Genomic DNA, 24,975 nt, shown 5'->3' with positions numbered 1-24,975 from the left:
GTGTTGTCATTCACTGTAATCAGTAAAGTATTCACTGTAATCAGTACTTTATTCACTACACACAGTAGAAAGTTCACTATAATCAGTGCTAATGTTCACTGTAGTCAGAAAACGATCCTTTTCATCCACAGAATGAAGATCTTATCCAATGGCAGATAAAGATAGTGAAAACAAAGCGTTACTAGAGCCTTTTCTGTCTGTGACCAAAAACAGTGGCGAAGTTATCCAGCTTCATCCAAACAAAAATAATACCGTCCAGCCTGTTGCTTTAATGCGCCTGGGTTTGTTTGTGCCCACGCTTAAATCCACAGCGCGTGGCATCTCGGGTGCGATGGCTTCAACCGATGCCACTAAAGAACTTAAAAACCTTTCGCTGGTTAAAGCGGAAGGTTATGAAAAGATTACCATCACCGGTGCCAGGCTGGATATGGATAATGACTTTAAGACATGGGCAGGTATTATCCAGTCATTTTCCCGCTATCCGACACAGGGAGACACGGTGACGCTGCCCTTTATTGATTTCGTGAAGATGTGCGGAATACCTTCTGCGAACTCCTCTGCTGCGTTACGCAAGCGCCTTGACGCCTCATTACGTCGTATCGCGACGAATACGCTTTCTTTTGAAGGTAACGGTAAAGCCTACCATACGCACCTTGTCCAGTCGGCCTACTACGATCGTGAAAAAGATATCGTGCGCATACAGGCCGATCCTAAGCTATTTGAGCTCTACAACTTCGACCACAAGGTTTTACTGCAACTACGCGCCATCTCCCGCCTTAAGCGTAAAGAATCGGCTCAGGCGCTTTATACGTTCCTTGAGAGCCTGCCAACCAATCCTGCTCCTATTTCTCTTGCGCGTTTACGCATGCGCCTGAATCTCGGATCAAAAATTACCACTCAGAACCATGTGGTGCGTCGCGCGATGGAACAGCTCAAAGAGATTGGTTACCTTGATTATTCTGAAGTTAAACGCGGGCGTTCCGTGTTTTTCATCATTCACAGCAGAACGCCAAAGCTTGATGGCATAAGCAATCTTGAGGGAATCGATACGCTCGAAGACATCGATTTTGAGGACTAGCCCGAAGGTTCACTGTAATCAGTACATCCTGCGTTGCAGTGTCACTTTTGCCTGAAAGTGACATCCGCATTCTCTTCTCCGCTATTCCCGTGCGATGTAGTGCGCAAGGTGTTCACTGTAATCAGCGCCGTTCACTATAGTCAGTAAAAGCGTACTGCCTAAAACTCTCTGTTCAAACCCCTTTTTTTAAATGTGATATTAATCAATTGCTTATATGTTTGTAGGCGCTCACTATTATTATTGTTAGTTCCTGTTTCCTCTTCCGAACACACAATTACTGATTACAGTGAATGTTGCCTCTGGCGTGCACATCAGCAGACAGGACTGATTATAGTGAATCCCCGCACGTTATCTATCAAGCTGATTACAGTGAATTTTAAATGTATCCCTCTGTTTAAAAAGAGCTTTTTTTTGGGTTTTTTCGAGTCCTTCTCCTCGTTTTGGCTTTAACATTCCAGATAATGACACGTGAAAAAAGTGACAGGGTTAGTTGGATTGCTGATTACAGTGAACGTGATGTTACCTGTAGAGCGCGATAGTCATATCGGCCATCACATTTACTGATTACAGTGAACATCTTGACTCATTACAGTGAACGTCCAGCCGGTAGCGCGGTACCTGAAAACACAGGTGCTGATTACAGTGAACATTTCACCTGTCGGTGCCCCGCTTCCAGGTTTGGTGCGGATTCTCGTTTTTTCATCTACTGATTACAGTGAATGTTTTACTGACTACAGTGAATCTGCAAACTGCATTCAACCATTTTCACAGGTAATGACTAAATGCGGTGCGGGGGAAGAGACATTGTTAACTCCACTGACTACAGTGAATGTTTTGACGAAAACGCCTCTGGCGGCACGGACTTCCTTGATGCTCTGTTGATGGATAACGAGGCATTGATTACCGGCAGACTGTCTCCCCTACTGACTACAGTGAATGTTTTAACCCGGGTACGGCATACAAGCGTTCTGGAGTGCACCGTCATGGCACTTGATGAGGGTGGCGGTGTGCTGAAGAGTGCTGCTGGGCATGAAAGCCAGACTCAACATGACTGAGATTACTGACTACAGTGAACGTTTATGCGAACCGGGCAGTTTTACTGATTACAGTGAATATTATGGTTGCCGCCCTTGCTGACTATAGTGAATTTTTAGCCCTGCTGTAGTAAATCAAAAACTGTCTTTACCTCCCTCACTCACTCCTGTTCTTTACTGCCTGGTGCCGGCTGTAGAGAGCTGTCCAGTAAGATGAGGAGTTTCGCATTATCGCTAAGTCGTTACTGACTACAGTGAATCTTCTACTGTTTATAGTGAATGTTTTAGGCTTGTTGGGTTTCCTGTTTCTACTAACCACAGTGAACGCATTAGAGCGTCCTGATTGAGCGCGCTATGACGCTACCTTAACCTGTTTCCTCTTCTTCATGCCGGGCCAGCTAACCTTTTCAGGGCAGATTGATTAATGTAAAAACCTACTGATTACAGTGAACGTTATCACTTCTGTTCATTGTTCAGGTTGCCCGTTTCATACATATGGGGCGCGGGAGTGGGATTCGACAGGGCTGTGTTCAGGCTTATCAGGCGTTATAAGGTGGAATAAGCTCGGACTAGACGCGTTTCACGCGATGCCTGTCCAGCGCGACACTCGCTCATTACAGTGAATTGTGCGAATAGCGTCACAAAAATCAGGAGTTTCACACCTAACACAAGATTACGTTTATAAGATAAATTCTTGCCTCATGTGCAGGATTTAGGTATAAATTCATAAATCCTACATGTTTGGAGTAAGTATGGCTAACGATGATAGTCAGGTCATGAAAGTTGCTCAGCGTTCAGAACGCATGTTATTGAGCCTTACTGAACAAATTCAGGCACAAAAACTTGAGTTGCAAGAAAACAGTTACTACCAAATCTATGCCAAGGCTGCGCTGGCGAAACTGCCAAAGTTAACGCGTGCCAGCGTAGATTATGCAGTGAACGAAATGGAAGAGAGTGGCTATCAGTTCGATAAACGTGCAGCAGGCAGCTCCGTCAAATACGCGATGTCCATTCAGAATATTATTGATATTTATCATCATCGCGGCGTGCCTAAATACCGCGATCGCCATACTGAAGCCTTTACTTTGTTTGTGGGTAATCTTAAAGGTGGTGTTTCAAAAACCGTTTCTACGGTTTCTCTGGCTCACGCGCTGCGAGCGCACCCTCACCTCTTGTATGAAGACCTGCGCATTCTCGTTATTGACCTTGATCCACAGTCCTCGGCCACCATGTTTTTAAACCATGAGCGTTCTGTTGGACTTGTTGAGGCCACGGCCGCTCAGGCGATGCTGCAAAACGTCACGCGTGATGAGCTGGTGAATGAATTTATTGTGTCATCCATCATCCCCGGTGTGGATGTGCTGCCTGCGTCGATAGATGATGCATTTATTGCATCAAGTTGGGATCAGCTTTGTGCCACACATCTGCCCGGGCAAAATATTCATTCAGTGTTATACGATAATGTGGTTTCTAAGCTTAAAAAAGATTACGACTTTATCTTCATTGATAGCGGGCCACATTTAGATGCCTTTTTAAAAAATGCGATAGCCGCGTCCGATCTGCTGATGACGCCTGTCCCGCCTGCGCAGGTGGATTTTCATTCCACACTCAAGTACCTGACCCGTTTGCCCGAGCTCATTGGCATTATTGAAGAGTCCGGCGCGACCTGTCGACTTCAGGGCAACATTGGGTTTATGTCTAAGCTTTCAAACAAAGCAGACCACAAACTTTGCCACAGCCTGGCGAAAGAAATTTTCGGTGGCGATATGTTGGATGCGACGCTGCCGCGTCTGGATGGTTTTGAGCGATGTGGTGAGTCTTTTGACACCGTGATATCTGCCAATCCCTCTACCTACGTCGGCAGCAGTGAGGCGTTGAAAAATGCCCGTTCTGCCGCTGAAGACTTTGCAAAAGCGGTTTTCGACCGCATTGAATTTATCCGCCTGAACTGAGGTTTATATGAGTGCAAAAAGAATAACGATCGGCAGAACCTTCAGCCAGACACCGTTAAACACAGAAAAAAGCGCTGATAGCCATTCACAAACGTTTGTACTGGCAACAGGAAAGCGTGCCTTATTTCGTTTTGAACATATTCTTGCGAATGACGTTGAAGCCAAAACGTTTGTGACCATGGAAACAAATGGGCGTGATCAGTCTGGACTCACACCGGACTCGCTACGCGATATTATTCGCACTATTAAGCTTCAGCAGTTCTTCCCTGCCATTGGTGTCATGCAAGGTGAACGTATTGAGATCCTGGATGGCTCACGACGTCGTGCGGCGGCGCTGTACTGTAAAACCGGCCTTGATGTGCTTGTCACAGATGCGGCGATAACGCCTGATGAAGCCCGCCGGCTGGCTCAGGATATCCAGACAGCACGTGAGCATAATTTGCGTGAAGTCGGTATGCGGTTACTGGCACTCAAAGACGGTGGCTTGTCACAAAAAGAGATTGCTGAAAACCAAGGGCTTTCACAAGCCAAAGTTACGCGAGCCCTGCAGGCCGCTAGCGTTCCTGCTGATTTGATATCCCTTTTTCCGAATCAATCTGAGCTGACTTATCCTGATTATAAGGCGTTGCTCCAGGCGGCGGATAAACTCAGTGAAACAGGCCAGACTGTAGAGGCACTGATAAACGCAATCTCAGCGGAAATTGATGTGGTAAGAGCGCGTGAGGGTTTAGCTGAGGATGAACTGAAAAATACCATTCTCAGGTTGATTCGTCAGGGCAGTCAGACACTGGTGAAAGAACCGGAAAAAGATAAAACAACGGCGGTCACCCTCTGGTCTTTTGCAGATAAAGATCGCTTTGCACGTAAAAAAACGCGCGGAAGAATGTTCAGCTATGAGTTTAACCGTCAGTCCAAAGAGCTCCAGGATGAGCTTGATAAGGTCATTGCTGAAACCTTAAAGAAATATATGACGCGTTAAAACGTACATCAAACCAGGCAACCTGTATTTGTCTGGTTTGCGCTTTTCCCCCTTCTTTTTTTCTCCGCCATTCACGTTTCAGTACGCTGTTAATAGCGAATTTCAGGCTGAAATCGCCAAAGAAAATTGCCTCAGTCTTTTTTAAGATTATGATTTAAATGGCTATTTTATTTTCACTAATCTGAGATTCGCCAGTTTTTCGTGATCGTAAAAACTGATCAAAAAAGCATTTTGAAAACCGGACAAGAATGACAAAGACGGTTTTAACGCTGAAAATTTTCATTGAACGTCGATGTAAGGCCTGAGCGATATTTGCTCAAGCATTCTCCTGTCTGGAGGTCTCTCTTAACAGCTTAACGATCCGAGATAGCATTTTAACCGCATCACGCAATATGCAGAGTCGCTAACAGCATAACGGGATGGCGAAAGCAGCGCTGTTTTTAAGATTATACTATTGATAAATAACGTTTTTAATATGGCGATTTCAGGCTGAAATTCCATCCGAAGTGAAAGTTTTGTCATTGCAGAGGCGATAAAATCGCTCAGATCTACAGATTTTATCCGCTTTAGAATGCGAAAAGGAAAAATGCTAAATATCATTGAGAATGATATACAGAAAATATCCCTTACTTATCCACAGAAAAAGTGGATAAGTAAGGGAATTCTGAATAAACCCTTTTGAACGTAGGCTGTCATCCTGTTGCAATCAAATGGTAAAAGTGGATGACGAAAGTCACACCTTAGCCAATTCATCTGATCTGTAAGAGCAAATGCCTCTCTGAGTAAACGATATTGCTTAGGTGCAAAACTGAGGTTTTGACGTGTCTGGAAAACTTATTGGCGAGTGCAACAGATTAAGGCCACGACAGACCGCCCTCAATATGTGCACTTATGTCCCTGGCCCTTCTACAAACATTACTGCCGATCTCTCTTAACTCGGTATGATCGCGACGTCACATCGTCATGTTGAACAAAAAAGATTTTACGACGGATTATTATTTATCCGTTCCTGCGAAACCTGAATGTAAAGCGTTCATTCAAGGCCGTTCTTAGTATGTGTCGTATGAATCACGTCCCAACTCGGTCAGTCTAACGTTCCCCCTATCAGACGCAAAAGCCCTGATGCCATTTGTCCAAAGAAAACAGTATCAGCCAATGCCAAACTGGTAGTTTCTTTAGAGGATAACGGCGAAGAGATTGCCCGTACTTTTATTCACTGTAATCAGAAACGGCTGCTCTGGAGCCGATCGCTTCCACTTATCCCTTTAAAAAAGTTGCCACTCAGTATCATCTACTTATTGCAGTGAATGCTTCAGCGTTGGCATACGTGAGTGTACATTCTTACGGAGCGGGTGATATTTCCCGTTCAGCGGCAGACAGGATTACAAGTAGAGTCAGCGCAATCCGGGGTTTAACCAATGGGCTTAAAGGGAAGGATCGTATCTGTGTCGGTGTTGCGCTGATTACAGTGAATACATGCATAACGTTCACTGTAATCAGTAACAGTAAAGCGGCCTGTTTGGCGATTTCAGCCTGAAATTCTTCTTCCCCCTTAGATTCAGTGAACCAGAATGGTGTTAAGAAGTCGGTCAGAGGATACTTATGGGAGAATATCTGGCTCAGGCATACGCGCACGACAACTCAATTTTTAACGGCCTAAAAACAATGCTTATATCATTCACGCGTTGCTGCCTGTTTAAACTCTATCTTTGACCAGTATTTAATGAGCCAGAAAACACACCATCATTCGACAGATCACATTGCAGATACCGTCGTTACTCGGATAAATGGGTAATCCCGTGCGCTTTTAAATGCGTTCCTTATCTGGATTAACAAGGTTGCGAGGCAACGGACAATTAGCCATCATTACGCCGCAAAAGGGAGTATTTACTCTGCTACGTGGTAGTTCTCAGCTTTAACTCAGTACCCTGACTGTCGTTGATTTGTTGATGCTATGTTATTTAACATAATACACAACGCTGTAGTGAACCCTATATGCTGATACCCGACTATTTGCAGCCACTGCGTGTGCTGTGTTTGTTTAGCTGCCTGATTACAGTGAACAGAAATTACATTCACTGTAATCAGATATGGGCAGGATGCTTGGCGATTTCAGGCTGAAATTCAGGTGCTGCACTGCGTTTCATCGGCAGGCTGAATATATACCTGCACCTGGAACAGGAGAAACGAACGTTCTTCATTATGATAAATTGCTGAAGCCTGCCACTTGCAGCACAGTGCATTCCCCAGACGAAAAGCAAAAGTGTTCAGCTGGTTGTGGGGCACTTTCAATGACGGTTCACGTGGAAGCTAAATGGCTGCGTTTGACTCACCACCAGGTAGATTGTGCGGCGGAATATTCCGGCGAAGAAAACCTTCCTTTGTGGCGTTGAGGAGCAGCAGCTGACCTGTCCCCGCGAGCAATGTGCACCCTGGCAAAAAAAATCATTATGTTGCGTATAGCGGGAGCACATGAAAGCCAAAAACCGTTCTGATAATCCAGAGATAACATCCAGATCATAAAAGGCGGGCAGGGCGCGTAGCCTTGCTTATCCTCTGCTTAACACCGAGAGAGCGACAACCTTAACCGGGCTGGAAATGAATTGCTGTTCCCTTCCAATGCGCAGAGACCAGCATCATCAAGAGGATTCGTGCTGATAGTTACAATCAAATATAAGCGCAGAAGGCGTCAGCTATGCAGTAGATAGCATTGTCAACACCGGTATTGGGCGCATCAGATATCCATGTGCCGGTCATCATGATTTCCCCTGAAGGCGAAAAGTTAGGCGAGCAACGTGCAAGAGCATGCCATATTTTACTTTGATAGGTTGTTGTCACTGACCGGCATTTCAAAGCTAATCCTGTCCTGCAAAATATCGTCTGCCTGCTTAGCAAAATAAATATCCATAACGCTGCGTTTTGATGGTGGTGACGCTAACGGCGGACATCGTATGAATAAGAGGAGTTATGCACCGCCGATAAGAGTGTAGTTAACCTGTATCACAACGTGCGTGCAGTATTTATAAAATCACAGGGCGATGATTGCGTCGATTTCAATGAGCAAGTCTGGCGAAAACAGTGCACTAACCTGCACCAACGAGCTGGCAGGTAAGTGGTCTCCGTATCGTTTAAACAGTACGTGACGCAGCGCATCAATATCGGCAAAGGAGGTAATAAAAATAGTCACTTTGATTAAATTCGCCAGTGAGGTGTGCTCCGCCGCGGCTATAGTTTCCAGTTGATCGAAGATGACGTCTGCCTGATCCGCAATATCACTCTGATGCGCGGTAGTACCGAAAGCCGTTAAGCCTGATACATAGAGCGTTTGATTGTGGCGGACGGCATGGACGTAAGGGGCATTTACCTGCCCCAGTGCGGGATAGTTTTTCCGTTCTGGCACCATAGTGCTTTGCTCCTGATGAATCATTTCTGCGCACGTATCAGTTGTGTGCACTGGCTACTGTTATGTGAAGCTTGCTGTTTCTGCTCAGGCGTCAGCGTCTTCCAGTCATTAATGACCCGGTTTGCGAGGGCAGGGATGAAATGGATTTTTTGCAACGCGTAATCTGAATTACTGCCCTCTATCACGTTTTGCATATCTTTGTGTAACTGATGTTCATTCTGCTGAGATACCGCGCAGAGCACGGAAATGTAATAGGCCTCATCTTCAGCATTATAATGGGGAATTAACCACCATCCCAGGCCGCCAATGGCAATGGCTGCCGGAATAATGAATTTACGTTTTAAAGCTGTCATGTATTTATCCTGACTTATTCATATGACTGGTGTGAGTGGCCAGAGCCCGGGCGCGTATCCTGCCATAAATGCGTTGCATAGTTAAACCCTCGCTAAAGTGAGCCGTCTCTGCCGTGGATATGCCATAAGATTAGGAGATTTATGGAAGAAAAACCGGTTGTAACAGGTGTTTACTTTCCATGAAATCCTGGCCAGAAAACTATAAAAATTAATACAATTAACAGGTTACAGACCCAGACTTATCTGTATTAACCGCTATGCATTCGAAAGCCTACTACCATTAGATGGCGGGGTTTTAGGTAACCCTGGGGAGAGATATACACATTCATAGGGGAACGGCGTGCTTATAAAAAAGAAGAAGATAAGATCTCATACAGAGGACCGCTATCTGGCCCTTGCACTGGCAACAACCGCCGGCATACTTAATGCTATGGCATTGGGCGCATTTGGTTTTTTCCCGTCGCACATGAGCGGGAATACCTCTCAAATTTCAACAGAAGTCTTTACTTCCGATCTGGATAGCCTGCTTTTTCTTGCCGGTTTGATCTCGGCATTTGTCATTGGATGCACATCCGCCAGGTTAGTCATTATCGCAGGAGAAAGGCGTAAAATCAGAACCATTTTCTGCCTGATCATACTGGCAGAAGGTTTTGCCCTGACTGCCGCATCGCTGTTTGAAAAATTATTTTATTCACCCAGTTACAATGGTGAGGTCCTGTTAATGCTTGGATTCCTGATGGGGCTCCACAACGCGACCTCGACACAATTATCAAACGGCCGCGTCAGATCGACACATATTACTGGCACGCTTACTGACGCCGGAATCGCATTCGGTTCTTATCTGTCGTCGTTTGTATCACGTGCAGAGCCTTGTGACAGACGATTTGCACAAAAGCAGTTATATACGCATTTAACTACGGTGTTGTCTTTTTTAACCGGTTGTATTGTCGGTCTGCTCCTGTTTAAAACCTATGCCTTTAACGCTATGATTGGGCTGGGTATTTTTCTCATTATTCTCTCAGTAAGCGCAATTGTGACCACGTTATATAATGCAAAGAAGTTGTAATAGTTAATTTATCGGAAAGGCGGTTTTCGCTGATGTTTATTTCGTTAACCGCCTTTTGTTTATTAATGAAATGCTGATCACGACAATAAATAATATTTTTATATTAAAACCTGGAATCGCTATTCAATGGATTGGGAACGTTATGCGAGCATACATTCCGATTAACTGACCAAAAAAGAAATAAATCTTTACGGTTTATCTGATTTTGTAAGATTTTTAGGGTGAGTATAATTTTTTAGCAGGGATGAAAATAAATAGACCCAAAAAATCAATAATATAACGCTGTATTGCCGCTTCGCTTAAGGTTTATTTTCATTATCCGCTTTGTTTTCATGATAACAAAGGTGTTAGTCTGTATATACATACACCAGTTGGAGGTTATGTGAATAACCATGAAGACAACGATATTCGTGCGCTGATTGGGAGAGTGGTAAGTGAACTTCTGAAGGTGGGTGAGCCCATACAGTTTCACCAAATCACAGATGCATTGTTTCGTTTGAGTCAGGACAGCCGTGACAGGCGATTCAAAGTACTTTGCCAGCGCGCAATCCATTTTTTTTCACGCAAAATGCACTAATGCTGACCTGTAACCTCACCATTTTGCAGGATAAAACAAAACTGACGTGGGCATTACCTGCGTCATCCATTACTGAATCACGCAGGTAACAGAATCAAATACCTGCATCGTCCGGCGTACGGCCGACAACGATTTCCAGCGTTCTGCGTAACAGCTCAATCCGGAACTCATCATCAGTGCATTCAAGCTCTGCAATCAAATACAGGATGATGGCTTTATTGGTTACGCGCTTCTCATCGCTAACGATATTTCTGATAACTCTGCCAAGCAACTCAGTTTCCTGAGCAAGATGCTCTCCCTCACTGCGAAAAAACTCGATGATGGCTAAATCTGATGTGCTCTGTTGCATAGTCATAATTCTCTAGGAAAATCGTCAGTTGCATCTTTGGGAGTCAGCCGACAGTGTCATTAAATATTAAGGTTAATCGGGCGTAACACAGGTTAGTTCTTACACTTTACGATTGCTCAATCGTTAGGCAATCGTCTTGAACTTAATGTTTTTTAGAGCCTTCCGGAGGGCCATCGTTGTTTAAGCGATGATTATCACGTTCGGGAAGATCGACTCTTCGGCGGCTGTTGGCTGAGGCTATTCCTTTTTGGACTTCAACAATCGCAACTTTAATAGCCTGAAGCTTCGTTACATCGTCGGTTTCGCCTGCCATCGCTTCTAGCTGAGCAATTAACGCATTACTGGATATCGGACTTTCCGATTTGAGTAAGGTCAGAACAGCCTCACCTATCATCACGTCCGTTATTTTTTCTTCTTCACTTCTGTACATACTGGCTTCTCTGATTACGATTTGTGGCCATGTTCCGGTCACGATGACGGGGACAGCTAACCTTCCCGCGTCAGCTGTGGGCAGTACTATCCCTTTGAGTAAATGTGGTACTGCCCGATCAGAAATTACTTTCGGTAACGAATTAATATTTAAAGATGAAAACCTTCTATTCGCTTTCGCGACTAAACAATAATCCAATCAACTCCTGGTAATGACGTTGTTGCTCCGTGGCATCACAACTATCAAGACGGTGAAGTAATTTACTGCAAATTGCTTTACGAGAAAGGGTTTGACCTGCGCGCAGTAGCTCAACAACAATCTCTCCCAGCGTTTCTTGCTGCGAGGGCAAATTTGCCTGGTTGAAGTAACGGGCGATGTCGCTGGTATTATCCGGTGCATGTCCGTTCTGACGCATACTGTTATCCTCAAGTGGTTAAAATGTACTTTGCCATAGAGCGAAAGTTATACAAGTTTTAAAAACTTGTACAGAATTTTGATGAACTTGAGAGGTTTTTTTTGTGCAAAAGATGCTAACGCATTTAAAACAAGAAGTTACAGAAGGATAGAGCATGTGTGGAGGTTATGTTGCCTTAACGCTAAAAGGCACAAGGTTAATAACCTGCTGCTCTGAAAGGAGCATAGTACTATTTTAAGAAAATGTCATCGCAGTCATTATCTGCGGATGGTGAAAACACGGACTTACGTGCTGACCAGCCGGGACCTGCTGCCAGGCGAGATCCAATTTTCCTGAAACCCATAAGCCATTTCGTTGCATCATACAATTGTGACAGTCTGGCCTCATCGACTTCAGATTTCGTCATCACGTTAAGCTCATCGACCAGAGACTCGACGCTGACATCCTGATTAATTGCAATCAGATTCAGGGCGGCTTCGCCAATGATCGTGTTGGTCAGTTGCTGCTGGGAAAGTAACAAAAGAGCCTCCTTTGATCGTTGTTCGATGAGAGTAATTTTAGCAAAGAATACTGTTCCCTTTTACCTTAAGAGCTATCCGCTGTGAGGAATCGGTTGTGCACCGCACATTGCGTCGAATTTTTGCATATCGGGTTGCGCCATATTGCCCGGATTTTGCTTTTAGAATAACTATTTAGCCACTCTGCATTACAAAAGCTCAAACTTCCATTCATTTCATTAAAAAACTTCACAAAGTGTTTCTGTGTGTTCTTTTATAGCCTGTGCTATAAAAGTTAGCTAATGCTAAATTATGAAAATGGTTACATTCAAACGTTGGGTGGCGAATATGGTGAGAAAAATATCAGTTACTACACTTGGCATCTTTTTTAGTCTGTTCCTTAGTGTTCACAGCTATGCGGCGGAAAAATTTAAGGTTGTCACCACCTTTACTGTTATCGCTGACATGGCAAAAAATGTGGCAGGTGACGCAGCTGAAGTCACGTCGATTACCAAACCCGGCGCGGAAATTCATGAGTATCAGCCGACGCCGGGGGATATCAAGCGTGCACAAGGCGCGCAACTGGTGATGGCTAATGGCCTGAATCTGGAGCTCTGGTTTCAGCGTTTTTATCAGCATCTCAAGGGCGTTCCTGAAGTCGTCGTTTCAACAGGCATAACGCCGATGGGAATAGGGGAGGGGCCGTATAACGGCAAACCTAATCCTCATGCATGGATGTCGCCAGATAATGCACTCATTTATGTGGATAATATCCGTGACGCCTTAGTCAAATACGATCCAGCCAATGCCAGTACCTATCAGCGCAATGCTGCCGCCTATAAACAAAAGATTGTCACAGCGCTCGAACCGGTTCGTCAGCAAATTGCCGCTATTCCTGAAAACAAACGCTGGATAGTCACCAGCGAGGGCGCATTCTCCTATCTGGCTCGTGATTTAGGACTTAAAGAGCTTTATCTCTGGCCAATCAATGCGGATCAGCAGGGAACGCCGCAACAGGTTCGCCACGTTATCGACCAAATGAAAAAAAATGCCATTCCCGTTATCTTCAGTGAAAGTACCGTTTCCGATAAACCAGCCCGTCAGGTTGCACGTGAAACCCATGCGCATTATGGCGGCGTGCTGTTTGTGGATTCCCTGAGTACGTCCAGTGGTCCGGTGCCGACTTACCTTGACCTGTTGAAAGTGACCACTCAAACCCTGGTCAACGGCATCAACGATGGGATGAAAACACAATGAGCCCAACAATTGTTGTTTCCGACCTCTCGGTGACCTACCGCAATGGACACACCGCGCTGCATAATGCCAGTTTCAGTGTGCCAGCGGGTTCAATTGCGGCACTCGTCGGTGTTAATGGATCGGGAAAATCCACGCTTTTTAAAGCGATGATGGGATTTGTACCTGCCCACGCTGGGCAAATCAGCATACTGGGTATGCCAATACGTAAAGCGCTTCGTCGCAGCCTGGTGGCCTACGTACCCCAGGCGGAAGAGGTGGACTGGTCTTTTCCGGTTCTGGTGGATGATGTGGTCATGATGGGACGTTACGGGCATATGGGCCTGATGCGCAGACCTAAACAGCACGATCGTGACCGCGTGACTGACGCCCTGGCCCGTGTCGATATGCTGGCATTCCGCGAACGGCAAATCGGTGAGCTTTCTGGCGGTCAGAAAAAACGCGTTTTTCTCGCCCGAGCGATTGCCCAACAGGGTGAGGTGATTTTACTGGATGAACCCTTTACCGGCGTTGATGTTCAGACTGAGGCCAAAATTATCAGCTTGTTGCGTGAACTGCGTGATGAAGGCAAAACCATGCTGGTTTCGACACACAACCTCGGATCGGTTACCGAGTTTTGTGATTACACCGTCATGGTTAAAGGCACCATTCTGGCCAGTGGACCCACAGCCACCACATTCACGCCCGAAAACCTTGAGCGTGCATTTAGCGGCGTGCTGCGTCATGTGATGATCGACGGCGGCCACAGTCAGGTTATCACTGATAGTGAGCGTCCTGTGATTGCACCGGCATGCGCTAATCCATCGCGAGGCCAACCATGACAACATTACTGGAACCTTTTGGTTATCAATATATGGTGAATGCCATGGCGATCTCAGCCATGGTTGGCGGCCTGTGCGCCTTTCTTTCCTGTTACCTGATGCTGAAAGGGTGGTCGCTTATTGGCGATGCACTATCACATTCAATTGTACCCGGCGTGGCGGGCGCTTATATGCTCGGCTTGCCCTTTGCCTTGGGCGCTTTTTTATCCGGGGGATTAGCCGCAGGAAGCATGTTGCTGCTTAACCAGCGCACGCGGCTGAAAGAGGATGCCATCATTGGTCTGATTTTTTCCTCGTTCTTCGGTCTTGGGCTGTTTATGGTTTCACTGAATCCCACTTCCGTGAATATTCAGACCATCGTACTTGGCAATATTCTGGCCATTGCGCCTTCCGATATCTTTCAACTGGTTATTATCGGACTCACCTCTGCCATCATTTTATTTTTTAAATGGAAGGATTTGATGGTGACCTTTTTTGATGAAAACCATGCCCGCGCCGTGGGTTTACATCCCGGACGTCTGAAGATCTTATTTTTCACCTTACTGGCTGTTTCAACGGTTGCGGCCCTGCAAACCGTGGGAGCCTTTCTGGTCATCTGTCTGGTTGTCACACCGGGGGCAACGGCATGGTTACTGACCGACCGGTTTCCCCGTTTACTGGTTATCGCTGTCGCCATCGGTAGCATTACAAGCTTTCTGGGCGCGTGGGTGAGCTATTACCTTGATGGCGCGACGGGCGGAATCATTGTTGTGGCGCAGACATTACTGTTTTTGCTGGCCTTTGTGTTTGCGCCTAAGCATGGTCTGTTGGCGAACCGCCGTCGTGCCCAAACGCAGTCCATCCGGGAGGCATGATGATGTGGCTGGAACCGTTTCAGTTCGATTTTATGAATCATGCTTTACTCATTGCCGCCGTGGTCGCGGTGCCTTGTGCGCTGCTGTCCGTTTTTTTGGTGCTGAAGGGCTGGGCATTGATGGGGGATGCCATGAGCCATGCCGTTTTCCCCGGCATTGTGTTGGCCTGGATGCTGTCGTTACCTCTGGCTGTTGGCGCATTCAGTGCCGGTTTTTTCTGTGCTGTTGCCAGTGGTTATCTCAAAGACAACAGTAGAATCAAGCAGGATACGGTCCTGGGCATTGTTTTTTCCGGTATGTTTGCCGTGGGTTTGATCTTATATATTGCCGTGAAACCGGCGATCCACCTCGACCATATTTTATTCGGCGATATGCTCGGTATCAGTCGCAGCGACATATTCCAGACCCTGGGCATTGCCGCCGTAATTGTCGTCATGGTCAGCCTGAAGTGGCGTGATTTGATGCTGTTCAGTTTTGATGCACAGCAGGCGCAGGTCTGTGGTTTGCCGGTGCGCTGGCTGCATTATGGGCTGTTATGTATGGTCTCTCTGACCATTGTGGCGACATTGAAAGCCGTTGGCATTATTTTATCGATTTCTCTGCTCATCGCCCCAGGTGCCATTGCCGTTTTGCTGACCCATCGATTCTCCCATGCCCTGATGCTGGCGACGCTGATTTCACTGATTGTGTCACTCTGTGGTGTTTATCTGTCTTTTTTTATCGACAGTGCCCCCGCGCCGACGATTGTCGTGTTGTTTGCGCTGGTCTTTATCGTCAGTTTTCTGATAACTAACCACAAACTACCGCGCTTACCCCATTTATGATGCTGATGAACGCGCTGGCCGCCGTGTAAACCCAGGCGGCTGGCGCGCCCTAATCACGCCAATCTTCGTATTTTTACTTCGCCTCCTAAAAATAAGTGCTAAACCTAATGACGTACATACGCATGTAAACATCAGGGTTATCCGACTTTCCCCGTTCTTATCTCGCCCGTTATGTATAAGCAACAGATCACCTAACCGGCTCTGCAATCATGGGAAACAGACAATGTCAGAAAAAATACCGTTAACGATGCAGGTCAATGGTCAGACCCGAGAGGTAAACGTCGATCCTCGCGTAACCTTATTAGATGCGCTGCGCGATCATCTTAATCTGACCGGCACGAAAAAAGGCTGCGACCAGGGGCAATGTGGTGCCTGTACCGTCCTGGTTAATGAGCAGCGGGTGCTGAGTTGTCTGACGCTGGCTGCGCAGACGCAAGGTAAAACCGTGACCACGATTGAAGGTCTGGAACAGGCTTCAGGTGAACTGCACCCGGTGCAGCGCTGTTTTGTTGAGCATGATGGTTTTCAGTGCGGTTACTGTACGCCAGGGCAGATTATGTCTGCGGTTGCCTGTATCAAAGAAGGCCATACCGGCTCCGACGATGAAATTCGTGAATACATGAGCGGCAACCTTTGTCGCTGTGGTGCTTATCCTTTCATCATTGATGCGATTAAGCAGGCTGCGGCTGAAATGGCGGAGGAGGCACGATGAATGAATTTCACTGGCAGGTTGCGCATTCCATCGAGGATGCGGCAGGAGCCAAAAATCAACCCGAAAACCATCTTATCGCGGGTGGCACGACGCAGCTCGATTTAATGAAATGTGGTGTTTTTACGCCCTCCCGCCTGACCAATATTGCTGGGTTATCCGGCCTGTCTGACATTGATTTCAGTCAGGATACCATCACGATTGGCGCACTGGTTACCATGAGTGACCTGGCCAGTCATCCGGCCTGTGAGCGAGAAGCGCCCGCGCTGTATGGCAGCTTATGGCAGGCGGCATCGCCGCAAATTCGTAATATGGCCACCCTTGGCGGTAACTTATGCCAGCGTACCCGCTGTGCCTATTATCGCGATCCGGCAACCTTCTCCGCGTGTAACAAACGCGTTCCTGGCTCTGGCTGCGCCGCGCTACATGGCGTCAATACCAATCATGCCATTCTGGGAAACAGTGAGCACTGTGTTGCCGTCTATCCCGGTGATTTTGCTGTTGCCCTGACGGCATTCGATGCAACGGTGGTGGTGCAAAACAGCCAGCAACAGAGGCGACGTATTCTGGTTGAGGATTTCTTTCTGCTGCCAGGGGACACACCGCATCATGAACATGCTCTCCAGGCGGATGAAATTATTGTGGCCATTGAAATCCCGCAGTCTGCCGCGCTGAAGCACTCCCACTATTTAAAAGTCCGCGATCGCACTTCTTACGAATTCGCCAGTGCCAGTGCAGCCGTTGGACTGACTCTCAATCAGGGCCGGATTGAAACGGTTCATATCGCTTTGGGTGGTGTGGCAACAAAACCCTGGCGCGCACGCCGCATTGAGCAGGCGCTGGCAGGTCAGCCTTTCGAGCAGCAAACGCTTTATGCGGCTGCCGAGTTGATTACTCAGGAAACCCAGGCGCTCTCTGGCAATGCGCACAAAATAAAACTTACGCCACGGGTCATTGCGCGCGCCTTGATGGCGGCAGGAGAAATGGCATGAAACATGACAAAAACGACCTGCCAGGCAATGAGAAAGATGTCTCCGCAGCGGGCGAGCATAACGATCACTATCGCCGCGCACCCGCCAGCCTTTCGGGCCTGGGGACACCACGATCCCGGGGTGATGGCAAGGTGAAAGTGACGGGAAAAGCCCGTTACGCGATTGAGCATAAACCTGAGAATGCTGTGCACGGTGTTGTGATTCAGTCCACTGTCGCCAGTGGGCGAATCAAACATATGGATACCGCCAAAGCCGAACGCGCTGATGGCGTTATTGCGGTCTATACGCACCTCAATACTTTAAAGATTAACAAGCCGACGCCCATCGCCGACGGTGGCGCTGCCCAGACAACTTATACGCCGATCCAGGATGATGTCATTATCCATAATGGTCAGAATATTGGCCTGGTCGTGGCCGACACGTTCGAGCAGGCAACATACGCAGCCTCACTGATCGAGATTGCCTATGAGACGTCGCCTGCGCTGATATCCCCGACAGATGAGGGTGTAGAACCTAAGCCACTGACGTCCCAGGATATTAATCTGGGCGACGCGCAAGCGGCAATGCGTAACGCCGAGGTCCGTATCAATCAGCGTTACACCACACCACGTGAATACAATATGCCCATGGAGCCTCATGCCTGTATTGCACAGTGGGATAATGGCCACATGACGGTCTGGGAGCCCAGCCAGTGGGTGATGGGTGCCCAGGTGGAAATTGCGGAATGGATGGGCATCACACCAAAGCAAGTGCGTATCATTTCACCCTATGTTGGCGGCGGCTTTGGGTCTAAACCCGTGCCCTATACGCATGTCGCGCTGGCCTGTGTGGCATCACGCGCGCTTAATCGCCCGGTTCGTGTGTCACTGACGCGTCCACAAACCTTTACCGGTCTGGGCGGGCGTCCGGCGACCTCACAACAGCTTGAAATGGGCGCGACGCGGGAGGGTAAAATCCAGTCCGTTATCCTGCGCAGTTTCAGTGAAACGTCACTTATCGATGTGTTCGCCGAAAACTGCAGCAAGGTGACCGGCCGCATGTATGCCATCGAAAATCTCTCTGCCCAGCATCAGGTCAGGCCTGTCAACATGGTGACGCCAGGCTGGATGCGCGCGCCCGGTGAAAACCCGAGCGCATTTGGTTTGGAAGTAGCGATGGATGAGATGGCCTATGAACTCAATCTTGATCCGCTGGCTTTTCGTCTCCTTAACTGGGCCGATCGTGATTACCAGAAGGATCTTCCGTGGAGTTCGCGCCGCCTGAAAGAGGCGTACCAAAAAGGCGCTGAGGCGTTTGGTTGGGACAAGCGCATCATGGCACCGCGATCGATGCGCGAAGGCCGAGAACTCATTGGCTGGGGAATGGCTTCGGGTACCTATCCGGTGAATACCATGCCGGCGGAAGCAAAAATTCTGCTGTCTTCTCAAGGACAGCTCGTGGTGCAGTGCGCCGGCGCGGATATCGGCACCGGCACCTATACCATACTGGCGCAAACCGCCGCCGATATACTGGGCGTTGATTCACAACGCATCGACGTTGAGTTAGGGGATACGCAACTGCCTCGGGCGGGCGTGGCGGGTGGATCTCAGCTGGCAGGAAACCTGACCGCCGCCGTAGACGATACTGCGAAAAAGCTGCGTGCGCGTTTACTTGCGCTGGCCAGCCAGACCCAGGGTTCTCCGCTTGCCGGCGTACCACAGGATCGGCTCACGCTGGCGAACGGGGGGATACAGCTCACCGCCAAACCTTCCCAGGCCGTTAGCTTTAGTGAACTGATTAAGCTGGCTCACCTGGACGGGCTCAGCGTGGAAGGTGGCACCTTCTCTCCGGAGATGTCAGCGCAGGAGCGGGACAGCGTCACCGGTAGCCTGAATGAAATGAGTCGACCACAGGACGTGTCGGCTCACAGCTGGAGTGCGCAGTTTGTTGAAGTAAGGGTGGATGAAGATTTTGGCACCATACGTCTAAAGCGCATGGTCGCGGCTTTCGACAGTGGCCGGCTCTATAATCCCAAACTCGCCCGAAGCCAGTGGGTGGGCGGCATGATTATGGGCGTAGGTCAGGCATTACTTGAAGGCGGAATTATTGACCCGCGTAATGGCAGAGTGATTAACAACAACCTGGCCGACTACCTGATTCCAGTGAATGCAGATATTCCCGCCATCACCACCATTGATGTTGGCGAACCTGACTACAAAGCCACCAGCATGGGCGGCAAAACGGTGGGTGAACTCGGCATCGTGGGCGTTGCTGCGGCCATCAGCAATGCGGTTTATCACGCTACCGGTAAACGCGTCAGGGATTTGCCCATTACGCTGGACAAGATCCTTTAAGCATGCATGGCGATGTTGGCAGGAGTGCGGATGTGAAAACGGCAATTGTGCTAACGGCGGCGGGAATGAGCCGCCGGTTTCGACAGGGAAATGGCCACCACAAACTGCTGGCGGTACTGGAGGGAAAACCCGTTTTGCAGCACACGCTGGAACAGGCAAAGGCAAGCGGTATGGATGTCATTGTCGTCACGCGTCCGGAAGATAAGGCCATTCATGCGTTACTGCACAACGTAAGACCGGTATTTTGTGTCAGTGGCGGTTTGGGTGAGTCGATAGCGGCAGGCGTCGGCGCCTGTCTGGACTATGATGCGGTCATCATTGCACTGGGAGATATGCCTTTTCTCACCGCTGAAAGCTATCAGGCGGTGAATCAGGCTTTGCATTTTTATCCGCTTGCGCGCCCGCAGGTTGAAGGCCAGCCCGGTCATCCGGTTGGCTTTCAGCGATCGTTTTTTCCCGCGTTGCAACAGCTGACAGGCGATGTGGGTGCACAAAGCGTGCTTAAACATCAGCAAATCCGCTATGTGCCGCTCAGCGATCGGGGTTGTCTCGACGATATTGATTACCCGGATGACTTACGGCACGTCAGGAGCCACTTATGATTACATTGGATCAGCGGGTTATCGACACGGCCTTGCGCTGGCATCATGCGGGGCAGGCGGTCTGGTTGTGTACCGTACTGCGTACCTGGGGCTCTTCGCCCCGGGCGCCGGGCACGATGATGGTCATCAACCAGAATGGCGAGTGTTGTGGCTCGCTTTCGGGTGGCTGCATTGAAGAGGATTTTTTGGCGCGTCTGGCAGAAGGACGTTACCGGGTAAACAGCCAGGTCATCCGCTATGGCGAGGGTGGACGGCAAACCCAGGTACAACTGCCCTGTGGCGGCAGGCTGGACGTGCTGGTGGAATACCTGCTCCCTGATACTGTCAGCGGCGCGCTGTTACAGGCCATGCATCAGGCGCTCATCGGTAAATCCCGGCTGATAAAAACCTTGTCCGCAGGCGAACGTGCATCCTGGGACGTTGTGGCCCTCTCGGCCGTGTTACCTGTGCTCAGCTATCAGGACCCTGACATCGTGTTGCCCGTGGGCGCCATTCCCGAACTGTTGGTGGCAGGCTATTCTGCCGTTGCGTTTGAATGCATTCGTTTTGGCCAGCTGTTGGGTTTTCATGTACGGGTCTGTGAACATCGTCCGGAGATGTTAAGTGAGCTGGAACGCCACTTTACGGGTGAAGATAATATCACGATTGTGCCGCAGCATCCTGCACGCTGGCTGGAGTTAAACGGTGCCCATGCTTCAGTCGCCATCGTATCGTTAACACACGATCCCCGTATTGATGAGTTAACCATGATGGAAGCGGTCAACACGCACGCATTTTATATCGGCATCATGGGATCGGAAAAAAACAGCGCCAAACGAAAGGCTCGCCTTCAGGCGATAGCGGGATTTGATCAGGAGGAACTCGCCAGGATTAGCGCGCCGATTGGCATAGCCATAGGCAGTAAAACGCCTGCGGAGATTGCGTTGTCGGTGATGGCAGATATCGTACGGATTAAAAACCAACACGGAGCTTAGGTCAGCAGAGGGGCCGGCGGCGCTACGTGCAGCTTGCCGCCGGTTCGCAGGTTACTGCGACTCTTTCTTCAGCGAGTAAAAATAGGTGCCTGAATAGGGAACGGGAAGGAAATCGTTAAAGATCTGCCGCAGAGTTTGTTCCGGATTAACGTCATTAAACAGGTCTGGATAAAGGGTTTTGGCAAAAAACTCTGCTGCGGCAACATGCCAGGGGCTGAGATAAAAATTATGCCACATTGCCGCGGCATGACCGTTATGCAGCGCACGCAGCTGCTTCAGGCCATTTTGTTGCGCGGTGAGCTGCTGCAGGGACGCACGCGTTTCCGCCTGACTGATAGCGGGACCGATACGAAGGTCTGAAGCATCGTCGCTGCCACCGCTACCGGTCGCGAAATAATATTCCGGATTCGCGGTAATCACTGTTTCTTCATTCAGCCGACCGAATACGCCAGGCACCTTCTTACTGGCAATATTGTCTCCGCCCGCAAAGGACAGCACATCGCCAAGGCTTCCGTTCACGGCGGTCACGCAGCATTCATTTCGGCGGCCCAGGTGAAGCTGTAACAGCACTGTGGGTTTACGGCCCTGAAAACCGGCAAGGCGCTGCTGAATAGTCTGCATATGTTGCTGATAAAACTGATTGAAAGCCGTTGCCCGCTGACGCTGATTCAGCACCTCTCCCAGAATGGCAACACTGCGCGTCGTGTTTTGCAGGAGATGTACCCGTAAATCAATTTTCACCACGGGAATATTGGCTGCTTTTAATACCGCTTCCAGCCGTTGCCCCGCCTCACTGCTGCGAGCCAGTTCGGGCAGGATAACCACGTCCGGTTTTAACGCAATCACCCGCTCAGGATTGATATCATTGGTGCCATCTAACCCTATTGACGGTATGTTCAGCATCTCGGGAAACTGGTGCGCGAAAATATCCCAGGTCTGCCGGTCGTACTTTTTCAGGTCCTGCGGCCAGCCAACCAGCCTTTTGAAAGGATTGCCGGCCTCCAGCATGGCAAAGGTGTACAGCATCCTGCTCTCACCGAGGACGATTCGCTGGGGATGATCGGGCACAGTAACCCGAGTGCCATTGATATCGGTAATCGTTTTGCCCCAGGCGAGCGTGCTGATTGTCACGGACAGCAGCAGGAGCGTGCGCAGCCAGAACTTCATAAAAGAATCAGAATTCAACACGGGCTTGTACCATCAGGTTGCGGGTTTCACCTTCACGTACGCGCAGGTTACCGCCGCTCGACGTGTAATAGTGTTTGTTAAACAGGTTATTCAGATTAAGCCTCAACTGGGTTTTTTCGCCCAGCAGGTGGTTGTTCCAGGCAATGAAGCCGTCAGCGACAACGTAATCCGGTAAAGTAAAGCTGTTGTCAGGATCGCCCGCACGATTGCCGACATAGCGTGCACCACCACCGACACGAAAATCGCCGGGCAAACCCGGTATGACCAGGTTATGGCTCAGGTAAAGCGCACCGGCATGTTCAGGCGCATTTTGTAAGCGGTTGCCGTTGTTGGCCGGATTGATCGTGTCATCGACGATCTCGGCATTGTCATAACTGTAATTGGCACTGATATCCCAGTCTGGCGTAACTTCGCCATTCAGCTCAACTTCCACGCCCTGAGAGCGCGCTTTGTTAACAGGACGAGTCGTGCCATTAATGCTGAGTGACATCTGCTTTTCATCAATTCTGTAAAGCGCGACCGAAGCGAACAGGCGAGGGGAGATTTGCCATTTGCTTCCTACTTCCCAGGTCGTTCCCTGCTCGGGCTTGCTGACATTACCTTCGTCATCCACATCCGTTGAGGGCGTGAAGGATTTACTCATGCTGGTGTAAAGCGAAATATCGGGCGTTAATTTATAAATCAGCCCGGTTTGTGGCAGGAATTTATTCCCTTCATCATCCAGTGTCTGAATCACCGGGTTGAAACCTTTCGAAGCCCGTTGCTCGTAATGTTGGTATCGCCCGCCAACCACCGCGATCCAGTCGGGACTCAGCGAAATGCTGTCTTTCAGATAAACCGAACGGCTGTGAATACGGTTCAGGTTGTTGGCATTCGCGCTATTTTCAGTGGTGCTGTCGGTTACGGGAGACAGCATGTCATAAACCGGATTGAAATAGTTGAAGCGCCGGTCATTTTTGCCCTGATACTGATGCGCACGATAGGTTTGATTCATTTCATAATCTGTGCCGAATACCAGCGCATGTGTCATGCCAAAAAGTTCTGGATTACCCAGCACATCCCACGACAGGTAGTTGGTTTTTTGATTAAATCCGCGGTTGGCATCGGCACGCCGCGTAACCACGCCGCTGGCAGGATCAATCGCCGTCACCCGCACTTCATTATTGTCATAACGGCGCTGATTCCAGCCAAGGGTCAATCGCGTACTCCAGCTGTCATTAAACTGCCAGTCGTAATGAGCGTTGAGTGCCTGATTGCGTCCCCAGGCATGATTGGCTTTGTCATCCAGTCTCTTCTTGTAGGGCAGGTCGACAGGAGAGCCGTTAATAAAGGCGGTGCCGCGATCGTAGGGAATGTCATAACGATAATCGCTGTAACTCACTAACAGGCTGGCTTTTTCACCATACCATTGCAGCGACGGGGCCAGCAGCGAGTGTTCATCACTGCCAAAATTACGCCAGTAATCCTGACGTTGTTTTTCTGCGATCAGCCTGAAGGCAAAACCATTGCCCAACGGCCCGGTCACATCCAGCGTACCGGCACCGCCGCCTTCACTCGCGTAGCGACCGCTTACCGAGGATTGCCATGAGTATTGAGGCTTTTTGCTGATGACGTTGATCACTCCACCAGGATTCTGAATACCGTAGAGCAAAGACGCCGAGCCTTTGAGTACCTCAACGCGTTCCGTCGTGGCATCCAGATTTAACCCCTGGCTGCTGCGGATGCCATCACGATAAATGGAACCATCGGAATTGCTACCGAACCCACGGCGGACAAAACCATCTTCTGTTCCCGCCAGTGTGTTTGCCTCAGCAACGCCACTGACAAAACGCATCGCGTCGCTCAGGCTGCTGGCCTGGTAGTCGTCGAGCTGTTGCTGTGTCACGGTACTGACAGATTGCGCCTCATCCAGACGAGACACAGGGGTTTTTGTGCTAACGCTGCTGGTGGAGGCGGCATAGCCGTCATTGCTGTTAGCATCGCTGGTTACTGTCACCGTATCATCACTGGTCGCCGCCAGGCTTTCACCCGGTGCAAGCAGCGCGCCAGAACAGATCGCCAGCATCACCGCCTGCTGGATTCCCAGGTGTTTAATATCGTTGGAACGTTTTTTCATTATTTGTTTTCGCTGATCATCAAAGAGAGAAATAAAGTAAATAACCACATTGACTGCGCGTATTTATTCAGCGACGAAGGAAAAGCATAAAGGATCTGTTCACGCGCTGATTTGTAATTGATAATCATTCAACCATTGCGCGATGTAGTAGTAAACAGAAATACCGGAATTTTTA

General features: G+C 48.9%; 22 protein-coding genes. 14 read left to right on the top strand and 8 right to left on the bottom strand.

All coding sequences use genetic code 11. From position 1 onward, the window contains the following. The first annotated feature begins 148 nt into the window (after positions 1–148). From A6A26_RS00705 to A6A26_RS00690, 4 genes are all read left to right on the top strand, one after another. A complete protein-coding gene (locus A6A26_RS00705; RefSeq protein WP_063877001.1) occupies positions 149–1,078 on the top strand; it encodes a RepB family plasmid replication initiator protein in 930 nt (309 codons plus the stop codon). 782 nt (positions 1,079–1,860) lie between these two features. Next, on the top strand, positions 1,861–2,133 hold the full coding sequence (locus A6A26_RS00700) for a hypothetical protein (RefSeq protein ID WP_063877000.1): 273 nt from the start codon (positions 1,861–1,863) through the stop codon (positions 2,131–2,133). Positions 2,134–2,864: 731 nt separating this feature from the next. Further along, positions 2,865–4,064 carry an AAA family ATPase gene (locus A6A26_RS00695; protein WP_063877098.1) on the top strand — a complete coding sequence of 400 codons (1,200 nt, stop codon included), beginning with the start codon at positions 2,865–2,867 and terminating at the stop codon, positions 4,062–4,064. A gap of 7 nt (positions 4,065–4,071) precedes the next feature. Next, on the top strand, positions 4,072–5,043 hold the full coding sequence (locus A6A26_RS00690) for a ParB family protein (RefSeq protein ID WP_063876999.1): 972 nt from the start codon (positions 4,072–4,074) through the stop codon (positions 5,041–5,043). Between the two features lie 3,028 nt (positions 5,044–8,071). Here the strand turns inward: A6A26_RS00690 and A6A26_RS00685 are convergent. Both A6A26_RS00685 and A6A26_RS00680 read right to left on the bottom strand, forming a co-directional pair. Continuing rightward, positions 8,072–8,446, bottom strand: coding sequence for a RidA family protein (locus tag A6A26_RS00685; RefSeq protein ID WP_063876998.1), 375 nt, complete (start codon positions 8,444–8,446; stop codon positions 8,072–8,074). 20 nt (positions 8,447–8,466) lie between these two features. Beyond that, positions 8,467–8,799 (bottom strand): hypothetical protein, encoded by a 333-nt coding sequence (locus A6A26_RS00680; RefSeq protein ID WP_063876997.1) that lies wholly within the window; start codon positions 8,797–8,799, stop codon positions 8,467–8,469. Between the two features lie 340 nt (positions 8,800–9,139). Between A6A26_RS00680 and A6A26_RS00675 the strand changes: the two genes are divergently transcribed. Next, a complete protein-coding gene (locus A6A26_RS00675; RefSeq protein ID WP_063876996.1) occupies positions 9,140–9,865 on the top strand; it encodes a YoaK family protein in 726 nt (241 codons plus the stop codon). A 671-nt stretch (positions 9,866–10,536) separates the two neighbouring features. Here the strand turns inward: A6A26_RS00675 and A6A26_RS00665 are convergent. From A6A26_RS00665 to A6A26_RS00650, 4 genes are all read right to left on the bottom strand, one after another. Continuing rightward, on the bottom strand, positions 10,537–10,791 hold the full coding sequence (locus A6A26_RS00665) for a biofilm/acid-resistance regulator YmgB/AriR (protein WP_063876994.1): 255 nt from the start codon (positions 10,789–10,791) through the stop codon (positions 10,537–10,539). 142 nt (positions 10,792–10,933) lie between these two features. Beyond that, a complete protein-coding gene (locus A6A26_RS00660; protein WP_063876993.1) occupies positions 10,934–11,221 on the bottom strand; it encodes a hypothetical protein in 288 nt (95 codons plus the stop codon). 166 nt (positions 11,222–11,387) lie between these two features. Further along, the gene (ycgZ, locus tag A6A26_RS00655) at positions 11,388–11,636 is read right to left on the bottom strand and encodes a regulatory protein YcgZ (RefSeq protein WP_063876992.1); all 249 of its coding nucleotides are present in this window, start codon (positions 11,634–11,636) and stop codon (positions 11,388–11,390) included. A gap of 229 nt (positions 11,637–11,865) precedes the next feature. Next, positions 11,866–12,156, bottom strand: a complete 291-nt coding sequence (locus A6A26_RS00650) for a hypothetical protein (RefSeq protein WP_063876991.1) — start codon at positions 12,154–12,156, stop codon at positions 11,866–11,868. A 325-nt stretch (positions 12,157–12,481) separates the two neighbouring features. Between A6A26_RS00650 and A6A26_RS00645 the strand changes: the two genes are divergently transcribed. From A6A26_RS00645 to A6A26_RS00605, 9 genes are all read left to right on the top strand, one after another. Further along, positions 12,482–13,390 (top strand): metal ABC transporter substrate-binding protein, encoded by a 909-nt coding sequence (locus A6A26_RS00645; RefSeq protein WP_063877097.1) that lies wholly within the window; start codon positions 12,482–12,484, stop codon positions 13,388–13,390. Further along, positions 13,387–14,208, top strand: a complete 822-nt coding sequence (locus A6A26_RS00640; protein ID WP_063876990.1) for a manganese/iron ABC transporter ATP-binding protein — start codon at positions 13,387–13,389, stop codon at positions 14,206–14,208. Before A6A26_RS00645 ends, A6A26_RS00640 begins: the two co-directional genes overlap by 4 nt. Next, positions 14,205–15,062 (top strand): iron/manganese ABC transporter permease subunit SitC, encoded by an 858-nt coding sequence (gene sitC, locus A6A26_RS00635; RefSeq protein WP_063876989.1) that lies wholly within the window; start codon positions 14,205–14,207, stop codon positions 15,060–15,062. The genes A6A26_RS00640 and sitC overlap by 4 nt, the downstream gene beginning before the upstream one ends. After that, a complete protein-coding gene (locus tag A6A26_RS00630; RefSeq protein WP_371558850.1) occupies positions 15,059–15,886 on the top strand; it encodes a metal ABC transporter permease in 828 nt (275 codons plus the stop codon). Before sitC ends, A6A26_RS00630 begins: the two co-directional genes overlap by 4 nt. Before the next feature lie 223 nt (positions 15,887–16,109). Continuing rightward, positions 16,110–16,598 (top strand): (2Fe-2S)-binding protein, encoded by a 489-nt coding sequence (locus A6A26_RS00625; RefSeq protein ID WP_063876987.1) that lies wholly within the window; start codon positions 16,110–16,112, stop codon positions 16,596–16,598. After that, positions 16,595–17,587 carry an FAD binding domain-containing protein gene (locus tag A6A26_RS00620; RefSeq protein ID WP_063876986.1) on the top strand — a complete coding sequence of 331 codons (993 nt, stop codon included), beginning with the start codon at positions 16,595–16,597 and terminating at the stop codon, positions 17,585–17,587. Before A6A26_RS00625 ends, A6A26_RS00620 begins: the two co-directional genes overlap by 4 nt. After that, positions 17,584–19,920, top strand: coding sequence for a xanthine dehydrogenase family protein molybdopterin-binding subunit (locus tag A6A26_RS00615; RefSeq protein WP_082875121.1), 2,337 nt, complete (start codon positions 17,584–17,586; stop codon positions 19,918–19,920). The genes A6A26_RS00620 and A6A26_RS00615 overlap by 4 nt, the downstream gene beginning before the upstream one ends. A 2-nt stretch (positions 19,921–19,922) precedes the next feature. Further along, positions 19,923–20,522 (top strand): nucleotidyltransferase family protein, encoded by a 600-nt coding sequence (locus A6A26_RS00610; protein ID WP_063876985.1) that lies wholly within the window; start codon positions 19,923–19,925, stop codon positions 20,520–20,522. Further along, a complete protein-coding gene (locus A6A26_RS00605; protein ID WP_063876984.1) occupies positions 20,519–21,496 on the top strand; it encodes an XdhC family protein in 978 nt (325 codons plus the stop codon). The genes A6A26_RS00610 and A6A26_RS00605 overlap by 4 nt, the downstream gene beginning before the upstream one ends. Before the next feature lie 51 nt (positions 21,497–21,547). Here A6A26_RS00605 and A6A26_RS00600 read toward each other — a convergent pair whose 3' ends face one another. Then, entirely contained in the window at positions 21,548–22,684 is a 1,137-nt protein-coding gene (locus tag A6A26_RS00600; RefSeq protein ID WP_063876983.1) for an ABC transporter substrate-binding protein, read from the bottom strand. Further along, complete coding sequence (locus tag A6A26_RS00595; RefSeq protein WP_371558852.1) at positions 22,671–24,749, bottom strand: TonB-dependent siderophore receptor; 2,079 nt, start codon at positions 24,747–24,749, stop codon at positions 22,671–22,673. Before A6A26_RS00595 ends, A6A26_RS00600 begins: the two co-directional genes overlap by 14 nt. Between the last annotated feature and the right edge of the window lie 226 nt (positions 24,750–24,975).

Origin of the sequence: Pantoea sp. OXWO6B1 (assembly GCF_001641135.1) — a bacterium.
Taxonomy (GTDB): domain Bacteria; phylum Pseudomonadota; class Gammaproteobacteria; order Enterobacterales; family Enterobacteriaceae; genus Pantoea; species Pantoea allii.
This window is presented reverse-complemented; position numbering and strand designations above follow the sequence as displayed.